Below are 12,723 nucleotides of genomic sequence, written 5' to 3'. Positions count from 1 at the left end.
GAGGATCGAGACCGGACCGATCTTGATCGGGGTCGCGGCCTCGGTGGGCGGCAGTTCCTCGACCTTGAAGATCTGGGTATAGGCAGTGGCCTTGGTCGAAATCGTGGTTCCGCCATCGCCGAATTCGGTGGAGCTGCCCACTTCTGCGCCGCCGAACCAGTATGCGGTGCCGTCGATCGTGTAGCTCCAGGTGCCGGTGACGAACTCGACCGTCACATCGCCCACGCCGAAGGCCGGGTTCGAGGGCGCGGTCGCGTTCTGGTTCACCGTGTTCACCACCCCGGTCTGAGCCGTGGTCGCGGCGACAGGCTTGGCGGTGACGTAATAGCGGTAGGTAGTCGCGCCGATCTTCTGGACCGAGAAGCGGGCGTTGGTCATCGTCTGATCGACATTGGTCGCGCCACCGGTGGCGGTGAAGCGGATCTCGTTGCCGTTGATCGTCGCCGCGTCGAGCGTGACCCCCTCGGGCACGAAATAGGTGATGTCGATGTAGCCCTTGGCGTTGAGCATCGACTTGTCGATCACCGCGCCATTGAAGGGCGAGGCAAGGTCGATCCCCGGCAGCGCCGTGACACCCGTGAGATCCTGCTGGCCAGCGGCAAGCGTCGAGGCCGGGCTGCGACGGACGGTGAAGCGCTCGAACTCCGCGGCGCTCTGCGCACCTGCCCCGTCGCGCCAGGAATTGGCGAGGAATTGCACCTCGTAGACGGTGTCGGCAGACAGGCTCGTGGGCGTGGTGATCTGGTAGCGATAGGTCGGACGCGACGCTCCCTCGACCAGCTCGCCTGCGCCATCGACGGTAATCGTGGTGCTCGTCCCGCCCGAGGTCGCACGGATCACGAATTCCGGATCGGCATCGGTGATCGAGTCGGGATCGATCCCCATCGGATAGGCATCGGTCTCGATCCGGTTCACGTTGTTGAAGGTCACGTCGATATAGGTGAAGCCGTCGAGGTCGATGATCTGACCATTGAGCGGCGAGGCAAGATCGGCGGTCAGCGGACGCAGGTTCGTGGTCTGCGTCAGCTCGACCGTCTCGCCGAAGAAGGTATAGCCCGTCACGCGCATATCGGCGAGCTGGAAGCCAAGCGCACCGCCGAAGCTGAAGCGCGCGGCCCCCTCGATGCCGAAGCTCTCGGCCCCCGGCGGGGTGACGAGGATCGAGGTCTGCGGCGCATCCACGTCGATCCGGCCATCGGGCGTGCGGGTGAACATCACGTCATCGGCCGAGATGACCAGCAGATCGCCGGTCTCCGCGACGCCGAAGCTGATCTCGACATCGCCCTTCACGCGCTCCATCTGGCCCGCGACGAAGGTGAACTGCACAGGATCGCCCGAGGTGTCGCCATCAAGGCGCGGGAAGCCATTATCGACGATCGTGAAGGTCTGGCCGGAATTGTTGATCCAGACCTCGACCGTGCCCGAGATATTGAGGCCCGGCAGGCCGACCACCTGAACTTCGCCCTTGGCATAGACGGCGAACTTGTGGTTCGCATCGACGCCGAATTCGTAGATGCCGATGACGGTATTGGTGATCAGCAGACCGATATCGTCCGTCGGGTCGCTCGGGTCGCCCGCATCGCCGATGAAGATCGTGATATTGCGCCCGACCTTGCCGCTGGTCGCACCGGTCGGCAGCACGGCGGCATCGCTCAAGCTGCCCTCGATGGTGAAATAGGGCTCGTAGCTTAGCTTGGCGTCGGCCAGCGCGATCTGGTTCACATTGGCCTGACCCAGGAAGTCGAGGATATAGGTCGCATCCCCGACATCCACCTCTTCGTAGATATCAGTGCGCGAGGTGGTGTTGATGCGGATGATCCCGGTACCGCCCGCCGAGAAGGGCGCGGCTGCGATGGCCACCGTCACCTCGATCTGCGCAGCTATGCCATTGGTGGTCGCGGTCGGGTTCGTCGCGCTCGAATAGAAGATCAGAACGCCTTTGCCGTTTTCGATCGTGAACCCGTCACCGGAAGAGTTGGTGTAGCCGCCCGCCACATCCGTGAAGGCCAGCGTCATCTGCTTATTGCCGAGCGTGTCGGTGAACTGCGACAGCGCCAGCGTGCTTTCGAGATAGATCTCGGGGTTCGCCATGTCGTCGTCGCCAAGGTCGATCTTGAAGGCGGCGTTCTCGACGCTCACGCGCAGATACTTGCCGCGCGGCAGATCGAGAATGTTGCCGCCGCCGAAATCGACATTGACGGCCTGGGTCGAGGTGTTGAGTTCCAGCGTCGCCGTGATCGGATCACCCGAGGTGCCGTTGCCGATCTCGTAGCGGTTCGTGCCATCGGTGAAGGAAATCGTGGGCAGGGTGACCGTGAATTTGCCCGCCATGCCCTGCGGCGTCAGGTAGATCAGCGCCGAGCCGCCGAATTCGTAGTCGCCAAATTTGAGGGTCAGGTCGGTGAGCGCGATTTTCGTGTAGACCGCGCCCGCAGCGCTCGTGGTCTTCTCGAAGAGCAGATCGCCGGAGAGAACGAATTCCGCATCTGCCGCGCTGGTGGGCGTCACACCCGAGAGGTTCACCCAAAGCTCGATCCCGTGGCCGGGGTCGGCGGGGGCCGTGCTGGCCGAAACAGAGAAGAAGGTGCCGCTGAAACCTTCATCTTTCAGAACTTGCAGCACACCGGGGTCCAGACCGGTCAGCGACGTGAAGTCGAAGCCCGGCAGGATCGTCTGGGTGCCCATGCCCGAAGCGCCAGACTTGCCCTGATTGATCTTGAGCTCGACCCCGTTCGCGCTGATCGCGACGCCCGGAATGCCCGCAAGCTCGACGCTCAGGATACTGGCATAGAGCGCGGTATACTTGTCGCCACCCGCAACCGCGACGCCGTTCGTGTCGACCTGCCCCAGCAGCGCAAGGCTGAAGGAGAAGTCGCGCAGCACGAGGCCCGTGGCGCCCGAGGTGTCCGCAAGTTCCTGCACCACCGGGGTATCGCCAGAGGTATCGACCTCGAAGAACGGCCCGCCGGTGCCCGCGAAGGCATAGATGCCGTCGCCCGAGATCTCGGTCACGGCGAAGTTCTTCTGATCGACGCCGGTGCCGATGGTCAGGGTGTTGCCCTTCTGGAAGGCGACATGGCCGGCGAGGAACACGTATTCCTCGAAGCCCAGAACCACGAAGCCCGAGGCCGAGAGGATCTCGCCCGCCGCATCCAGCGTCACGGTATCGGTGGTCGACACCTTCACGTCGAAGCCGCCACCGGTGAAGCTGCCGAGATTCAGCGCTTCCTTGACCGGGGTCGCATCGAGCGTCTTGCCCTGGTTCAGTTCCAGCTCCAGCCCGTAAGCCGACAGGGTCACGCCGTCGATGCCGACCAGCTCGACCGAGCCGCCCGCCTTGAGCGCCATGTAGGAGCCGCCATCGCCCGCATTCGCATCGGTGGCGAGGATCGGCGAGCCATCGGCATTGACCGCCTTGAACATCGCGAGCGCCAGATAGGCATCGGTGATTTTCAGCCCGACCAGATCGCTTTGCGCATCGAAACCCGCGCTCTGGTCATAGCCCGAGCCGATGAAGATGTTCACATGCTGCGCGCCGACCGTCAGCGCGCTTAGCTTGCGCGCATCGTCATTCTCGGTCAGCGCATCGTAGATCGTGGCCGACTTGGTGAAGGCGAACTCACCCTCGACGAAGACGAAGCTCGAGAAGCCGATGGTGATCGAGCCCGACACCTCGAGCGTGGCCACCGTCAGTTCGTCGAAGTTGACCGTGGTCGCACCGATCTCGATGTCCCAGGTGCCGCCGACGCCGCCATAGGTGAAGTCGAGCGTATCATAGGGCACCGGATCGCCGCCGGTGGTCGAGGGCAGTTCGCCCGAGCTGTTCATCACCAGCGTCAGATCGCCCGAGACCACCACGTCATCGACACCGACCAGCGACGCCGCACCCGTGGCTTTCACCACAATCCAGCTGCGCAACTGCGTCGGATCGGCCGTCGCCGGATCTGCCGCCATTTCCTTGACGATATGCAGGCCCATGCTGTCGAGCGAAAGCGCGACGCCGGTCGCATCCGAATCCGCGTTGACACGGCGCGAGGTGACATTGCCGTCGCCATCGGTGGTCACGTCGATCGTCGGCGTGCCGATCCCGGCGAAGACAACCGCATTCGCGACACCGACCGAGAGCACCGAGGCCTCGAAAGCGGTGGTCGAACCGACCTCGCGGGCCGCGACCTTGTCGGTCTTGGTGAGCGTGATATCGCCCTGGATATAGACGAAGCCTTCGATCTCGATCGTGGCCGCGGCAAACAGCGAGAAGCCCGACTGGTCCATATCCAGCACTGTGACACCGTCAGCGAGGGTCTCGCCATCCTTGTTCGTGCCGCTCAGAAGGTCCTGGCCGCCAAGCGGGCTGTCCGCATCACCCCATTCGGTCGAGTTGAGGTTGATGCTGTTGGCCCAGTCGAGCACATCGATCTCGCCGCTCGCATCCGCCGCCTTGTTCATCTCGAGCGAGAGCGCATCGAGAGAGATCGTCACACCGGTGATCCCGGTCAGCTCGGCGCTGTCGATTTCGGCCTTGAGCCCGGTGAAGCTTCTTGTATCGACGGTCGGATCGGCCGCCTTGATCGAAGCCAGCAGGATATCCGCACGCTCGATCGAGATGCCGGGGCCGTCGGGAATGCCGATGAAGAAGTTCGACTCGTAGCCGATCGAGGCATCGTCATCCGCCGGGTCGATGCGCAACCCGATCCGGGTCAGCTTCGCATCGTTCATGTCGGTGCTCAGATCGAACGTGCCGTCGTGGTTCACATCGACATCGACGATGTCCTGCGAGAGCGAGAAATAGGCGCCGACATCGACGAAGCCGAAGGCGTTGAGGGTCAGGTAGCCCTCGACCGTGGTGCTGTCGGTGAGCGCGTCGAAGGTGACGGTGGTCTCGTCATCCGACGGTCCGAAGGTGAAATCGACGGCGCCTGCGTCCGCACCAGTGCCTTCGCCATCGAGGTCGATCGAGGTCCAGTCGAAGAAGTTGGTCGCGTCGTTCCCGTTCGGCTTCGTCGCGTAATAGTTCAACGAGAAGCGGTTGACGGTCAGCTCCATCCCCTCGGGCAGGCCGGTCAGCTCGCCCCCCTCGACCGTGCCGATCACGGCGGTTGCAGAGGGCGTCGTCGTCGCGGGCAGCGGCAGCACGCCGGGCGGGTCGGTCGAATTGTCGGCCGGCGGCGTCGCCTTGATCAGCGCGAGCCCAAGCTTGGCCGAGGCCACGCTCAGCCCGACCCCGCCGGGCTGGCCGATGAAGAGATTGCTCACATCGAGCCCGATCAGCATCAGGCTGGCGCTTTCGAGACCGTCGGAGCTGTTGGCGTTGAGCTCGGCCTCGATCTGGTTGCGCATAACGATATCGAAATGGGCCGAACCGGAAACGAAGCCGAAGATGTCGAGATCGAGCCCACCCGAGATCACCAGATCGGTGCCATCCTCGGGCGCGACCGCATCGATGCCCAGATCCTGGATGATCGGCGCCCAGTCGAGCTGCTCAGTCGCGGCATCGCGCCCGTTCAGCGTGAAGTCGAGCGAATGCACCGTAAGTTCCAGCCCCTCGGGCAGACCGCGCGGCGCGATGGAATCCGCATGGGCCGAAAGCGCCGTCCAGCTGCGCGGGGTGGCGGTCGAGCCGTCGGGCAGCACCTCGGTCACCGAGATCAGGTCGAAGGCAAGCCCTTCGGCGGCAAAACCGGTGCCTGCATTGGCCACCGCATCGACCCGGTCGAATTCATCATATTCGAACGCGCCGCCGGTGCCGATGAAGACATAGGCGCCATCGATCGAGAAGGCGAAGACCTTGGTGTTGATCGACGTATCCCCAGGATCGTTGAGCGAGGTTTCACGGATCAGGCCCGACAGACCGCCCGCGAGCAGGATCGAGCCCTCGATCTGCAATTCGACATAGGCCGCAAACTCGATGCCGAAGCCCGCGTCGAGCTGGGTGATATCGGCAAGCGCATTGATCTGATCAACGCCGGTCGCGCCCCAGTCGAGCTTCTTGCCATTCACATCCGCACTGTTCATCGCGAAGTAGAGATCCTTCGCGGTTGCCGTCAGCGGCAGGCCTTGCAGACCGACCTGATCGACGCGCAGCGCCAGCGCCATCCAGCTGCGCGGCGCATCGGGCGTGGCTGGCGCAAGCGGATCTTCCTTCACCATCACCAGTTGCAGCGAGGCCCCCGTTGCGACGAATCCCATGCCCTGATCGGGATCGATCGAGCTGCCATCAAGCGCCCCGTCGACACCGGCGAAGACATTGAGATCGCTCAGGGTGAAGATCAGAACGCTCGCATTGCTCAGCGTGTTGTCCGCCTCGATATCGGAAGCCACCGCGATATCGGCCAGCAGGCTCTTGATCGAGAAGGTACCCGTCGCGATCACCACGCCTGCGATGTTCAGCTCGGAGACCGTACCCATGACAGTAAAGCCTGCCGTCGCGTCGAGACCATCCGCGGTATCGGCAAGGCTCAGCGTGTCGAGCCCTGCGACCGCGCCAAGCGCGCTCCAATCCAGAACCGAACCATCGGCAGCGGCGAAATTGCCCTCCACGAGCAGGTCGGAGAGATCGAGGGTGAAGCCGGTGATGCCGCGCAGGCCCAGCTCGGCCACGCTCAGACGCACAGCGGTCCAGCTCAGCGTGACAGTCGCATCGTCCCATTGCGTATTCGCATTGCTGTCATCGGCCGCGTTGTCATCGGTCGCACGTGCAAGCCGCGTCACCTGCGCAAGCTCGAGCGCATCGCCCGCCGCCATCGAAGCATAGATGCCCGTGCCCTGATCGAGCAGGCCAAGGACGCGATCGGTGCCGGCCTCGCGATCGAAGGCTCCGCCAGCACCCACGAAGATCTGCGCATTGGTGATCTTGAAGCTGGTGATATCGGCCGCAGTCAGTGAAATCGTGCCGTCACTCACAGCAGCTTGCGTGATCGAACCCGCCAGCGTGCCATAGACCAGCACGAAGCCGTCGAGCGCCAGATCAAGCGTACCGCCGAAGTTGATCACCGTCTCGTCCGTGATCTGCACGAGGCCCGGATAGTCGGTGCCATCGACGATCGCGCTCCAATCAAGACGGGTCGCCCCTGCCGAGGCGGTGTTCATGCGGAAATAGAGATCGGTCACGTTGAGCGCGAAGCTGGTCGGCAGCCCGCGCATCCCGATGAAATCGACCGAAACCGACAGCGCGCTCCAGCTGCGCGGGGTTGCGGCCGTCGCCGCATCCTTCACCAACATCATCTCGATCGTCGCGTTTTCGGCCAGGAAGCCCAGCCCTTGATCCGCGATGCCGATCGGGAAGGTAGCGGTGTCGCCGTCGGTGTAATCGAAGGCCCCGCCGACGCCCGCGAAGAAATTCACGCCGGTCAACTTGATCCGGGTGACCTGCGCATCCACAATCGGGGCCTGGCTGAGATCATCGATCGTTTCGGTGGTCGCCGAGAAATCGAAACTTGCGAGCGCGAAGACCGTATCGGCGACGCTCACCGCGAGGCTGCCCGAAACCGCGATCGCATCATCGGGCCCAAGCGTTCCAAGCGCCGCCAGCGCATCCGCATCCGAGATCGTGCTCCAGTCGAGCTTCGTGCCCACAGGAGTCACTGCATTGTAGCTCAGCGCCATCGAGGCCAGCTTGATCGTGACCGCATCGATCCCCATCACGTCGAGCTGGTCGAGCGAGGCGATCACGCCGGTGTATTTCGTGCCCGTGTCGAGATCGGTCAAAAGCCCCAGCGCCAGCGAGCCGCCTGCGGCGTAGAAGCCCGCAGCGCCCGACGCGAAGCTCAGCGAGGCCACGCCCGTCGCCTCATCCACCGAGAGCGTGGCGCCCGTCCCCGCGAAGAAGGTCACGTTGGTCAGCGACACGAAGGTCAGCGCGCCGGTGCTCACACCCGTCGCCGTCGCCGCGACCGACAGGAAGGTGAACTCCGCCGTCAGGAACACGAACGTATCCACCGCCAGCGTCAGCTTGCCGGTCACCTTCAGCGCGTCGCCCGACCCCAGCGTACCAAGCGCCGCCAGCGCATCCGCATCCGAAATCGTGCTCCAGTCGAGCTTCGTGCCCACCGGCGTCACCGCATTGTAGCTCAGGTTCAGCGAGGCCAGCTGGATCGTGACGCCCTCGATCCCCTTCACGTCGAGCTGCTCGAGCGAGGCGATCACGCCGGTGTATTTCGTGCCCGTGTCGAGATCGGTCAGCATGCCGAGCGCCAGCGAGCCGCCCGCCGCATAGAAGCCCGCCGCATCGGTCGCGAAGGTCAGAGAGGTCGTCCCCGCCGCCTCATCCTTGGCCAGCGTCGCACCGCTGCCCGCGAAGAAGGTCACGTTGGTCAGCGACACGAAGGTCAGCGCGCCGTTGCTCACACCCGTCGCCGTCGCCGCGACCGACAGGAAGGTGAACTCCGCCGTCAGGAACACGAACGTGTCCACCGCCAGCGTCAGCTTGCCGCTCACCTTCAGCGCGTCGCCGGGGTCGAGGGCGCCAAGCGCGGTGGCGGCAGCGCTTTCGGTAATGGTGCTCCAGTCGAGGTTCGGACCGGTGGCCGAGCTGTTCCCGTTGTAGCTCAATGCGAGCGAGGCCAGCTCAACCGTCACGCCTTCGATCCCATTGACCGAGAGCATGCTGAGCGAGGCGATCACGCCGGTGTATTTCACCGCGCCGGTCGCATCGTAGAACAGACCAAGCGCCAGAGTGCCATCCGTCGCCCCGAAGCCGATCCTGTCCGCAGCGAGGGTAAGGCTCGCACCGCTGACCGGATCGGTCGAAAGGGTCGCGCCGGTGCCGGCGAAGAACTGCACGTTTTCCAGCGTGACCAGCGTCAGTGCGCCGCCGGTGATGTGGATCAGCTCGGCGCCGGTGCCCGCATCGGCATCCGCCGTCACCGAACGCAGCCCGAAAGTGGCGGCCAGCGAGACGAACCCGCCGACGCTGAGGGTCAGCTCGCCCGAGACGGCCAGATCGGTCAGGCTGTCGACATCCGAGAGCGCAGGCGCATCCGTGATGGTCGACCAGTCAAGCTTACTTGCCCCACTCGTGGCGTTATAGACCACTTCGAGACTGGCGAGATTCAGCGTAACGCCGGTCACGTTCACCAGGCCCAGGCCCGAAAGACTTGCCGCGACGCCGGTATAGGTGACGGGGGTCAGCTCATCCGTGGTCAGGATACCGATCGCGAAATCGCCGCCCGATGCCGAGAAGCCTGTCGCGCCGGAAGTATCGAGCACGCCGCCCGAGATCACCCCACCCGCACCGGCGAAGAAGTTCACGCCCGTCAGCTCGACATAGAGGAGCGCAGCGGTGACGCCGCCGCCCAGGTCGATGCCGGAGGTCTTGAGAACGCTGAAGCTGCCGGTGAGCAGAACCGTGCCCGCGATGTCGAGCTTGTCGATCGTCGCGCCGATCAGGAACCGCTCGGTCGCGTCAAAGCCAGTGCTGGCATCGCTCAGCTGCAGCGGGAGCGAGAGCAGCTTCCAACTCATCACGGTGAGGCTGGTTGCATCCTTGATATTGGCCTGAACGATGAAATCGCTCACTTCGAGCTGGAAGCCCGGAATGTTGCGCAGCTCGACCGTCTCGGCCAGCAGGTTGATCGCGCTCCAGCTGCCCTCGACCGCGCCGGTACCCGCGTTGATCTTCTTGACCGAGGCGAACTCGAACCGGGTGACGCTGGCCGCGAACCCGGTGCCGCCGGTCGAGCCCGTCGCGGCGCCCGTGGTCGCGTCGAAGGTGATCGTGGCGCCGGAGCCCACGAAGATCACGCCCGAGGTCAGCGACAGGGTCATGACCTTGGCATCGGTCAGCTCCACGCCGGTGGGGCTATTTGCGGCGGCGATGGTCTGGGTGGTGACCGAGATCGCGAGATCGGCGGCGAGCAGAACGGTGCTCTGGATCGTGAATTCGGCACGCACCGCGAGAACGGTGCCCTGGAACGGATCGAAGGTGAAATTCACACCAGCATCGGTGAAGGGCGTCTGCGACCAGTCGAGATCGGCGCTCGAATAGGCCACGTCGAGCGTGTCGATCACCGCCGTGACATCCGGGATGCCGTAGATTTGCGCACTGGCCGAGAATTCCAGCCCGGTCACCGTCTCGGTCGCGCCGGTCGCGGTGAACATGGCGAGCGTGAAGCTCGGCACGGTGATGCCGAAGCCCGAGGCCTCGGTCAGATCGAGGCTGCCCGCGCTGACCTCGGCGCCGACGCCCGCGAACAGCTCCGCATCGGTGATGGTGATCACGAGCAGCTTGCCGCTCACACCCGTGACGCCGTTCTGATCGGTGATGCCGGTGACCTCGGTGCTCACCAGCCCGAAGGTGCCCGCGATATAGACCGCGCCATCGACCACCACCGTCGCGGTGGCCTCGACCTTGGTGATCTGCGTGCTCAGGCCCAGGCCGGTCACGGTGAGCGCGCTCTGCGTCCAGTCAATCGCCGAGCCGCCCGAGCCGCTGTTCGACTGCACCGTGAGGTTCGAGACCTCGACCGTCACGCCGGGGATGCCGACGCCGGTTGCGGCGAGCGAGAAGTCGATGCCGGTATAGGTCACGCCGCCCGAGGTCAGGATGCCGATTTGGCTCGTGAGGCTCGAGACGTAGAAACCAAACGCGCTGTCCGAAGTCGTGTCGACGGTCGGAGCGGTGGGCGTCGAGGTGTCGAAGCTCGCTCCGGTGCCCGCGAAGACCTGCACGCCGGTCAGGCTCAGCGCGAGCAGATCGCCCGTCGCGGCTGCCGCACCGGTCAGCCCGCTCACCGTCGTCTTGGTGAAACCGAACCCGCCCGCGATCAGAACCTCGCCACCCACGGCCAGGGTCAGCTGACCCGAGACCTGCGCGAGCGGCGCGGTGGCGCTGGTAGCGGACCCGTTGATCTGCGACAGCACGACCTGGTCGCCATCGGGCAGCGCGACATTGGCGGGCTGCTCGGTCACCAGCGTCAGCGATGCGTCGGTCAGGGTCGCGGTGATACCATCGACATTCACAAGACCGGCCGACGCGACCGACCCGTCTGCCAGCACCCACTGGCGACCGGTGGCGGTCTCGCGCACGAGGGTCACGCTGAAGCTCAGGCTGTCGATCTCGAAGCCGACCGAGCTGGTGGGCTTGCCTTGGGTGAAATACCCGTTCGCACCGCTGCCCGCGAAGAACGAGCCATTGGTGAGCGCGATCGTCGTCACGTCGAAGCCGTTCGCGGCCGAGCTCGTCGCACCGGTGCCGACGGTGTAGAGCTCTACGCCCACATCGGTCAGATCGGTGAAGTTGATCGCGCTGCCGATCTCGGAGGTCGTCGCCAGCGTCACGAAATCGCCGACCGAAATTTCGAGGAGCCCCGCATTGCCCGCGAAGCCCGCCGTCACGAAGCCCGGACCGTCGATGGCGAAGGCGTCGGCTTGCGCGCCGCCCTCGAGCCGCTCGACCCCGGTGAAGGTGACGGTGATGCCATCCCAGCTCAGCGACCCCTCGTTGATGCCGGTGATCGTCCAGACCGTGTCGGCATCCGGACCCTCGATCGTGTCGAGCAGACCGGCACCCGCCTCGATCGACGTGACCTGCCCGGCGGTGTAGGAGCCGATCGTGCTGAGGCCGTCGAGAACGACCAGCGCGCCGTCGGTCGCGAATTGGAAGGTCAGGTTGGTCGGGTCGGTGCCCTCGACGACGAGCGTGGCACCCGAGAGGTTCAGCGCGCCGCTCACCGGGTCCGCGGTCACGGCACCGGTCGCGGTCAGCTCGATGCTCTCGCCGGTGCCGAGCGTCGCACCCATCACGGCGATGTCGGCGTCGTGGTCGTAACCGAGCGCGTGGCCGATCTCGTGCAGCAGGGTGGTGAGCAGGTCGATGCCGTCGAAGCCCGCGTCCTCCGAGCCGGTGTACCAGCCGGCACCCGCGGCGGTCGCGTCGACCTCGATCAGCGTCCCGGTGATGCGGGCAAGCGCACCGTCCTCGAGATCGGTGATGGTGATGGTGAGCTGCGACAGGATCTCGGCGTTGTCGGTGAGGGCGGCCCATTGAGCGAGCGCTTCCTCGAAGACGGGGGCGAGCTGTTCGTAGGTCAGGGGCGCGGCATCGGTGCCGGTCGCGGCAGAGGCGTCGAGGCGCAGATATTGCGCGTCATCGGTGCCGTTTTCGCCGTTATCCCCTTGATTTTCGCTGGTTTCTTCGGTGCCAGCAGCGACAAACCCGGCGGCCGGATCGTCAGTATTCTCGTTGTTTTCCAGTGCGTTAGTGGTCGCGGCCGGGGGACCAGTGGCTTCGTGGCCGGTCAAATCCGCCACGGAACTGCCCACCGGGTCGAACCCGGACAGGGGCGTGTTTTCCATCCGCGACAGCGCCAGATCAAGCAGCTGTTGCACCTGAACGGCAGTCAGGAAACCGCCATTTTCCACCGCATCCGAGGCCATCTGGAACAGCGCAACCGCGTGTTCCTGGGCGTGATCTGCGGCCTCGTCAGCCGTGTCCGCCGCTGCCTCGTGCGTCCATTCCTCGGGCCAGTCCACACCGCCCTGGGCGGTGTCTTCATGGCCTTCATCGGCAGCCAATTCGTCCTGTTCATGCAGGTCATCGACCATCTGAACGAGCGCCGGAACGTCCTCCAGAGGGTCGATCTGATGGGCGGTTGCGGCCACGCGGGCCAGCTCGCCGAATACAGGATCTGCCGAGAGCAACAGGCGCGGTTCGAGCGCCTCGACACGGTAGTTTTCCTCGCGATGAAGGCTGGAATCCGCGTCGTGGAGGGGCTTGCCGGAGGTCAT

At 64.7% G+C, this 12,723-nt stretch carries 1 protein-coding gene (running past one end of the window); it reads right to left on the bottom strand.

Going from position 1 to position 12,723, the window contains the following annotated elements; genetic code table 11:
- Positions 1-12,723, bottom strand: partial view of a proprotein convertase P-domain-containing protein gene (locus tag TP2_RS00575; RefSeq protein WP_157617008.1) — the beginning only. It extends 25,872 nt beyond the left edge of the window; only the first 12,723 of its 38,595 coding nucleotides appear in the window; its start codon is at positions 12,721-12,723; the stop codon falls past the left edge of the window.

This window comes from Thioclava pacifica DSM 10166, assembly GCF_000714535.1.
Taxonomy (GTDB): Bacteria; Pseudomonadota; Alphaproteobacteria; order Rhodobacterales; family Rhodobacteraceae; genus Thioclava; species Thioclava pacifica.
The sequence above is the reverse complement of the archived record's forward strand: the minus strand, read 5'-3'. Positions and strand labels throughout refer to the sequence as shown.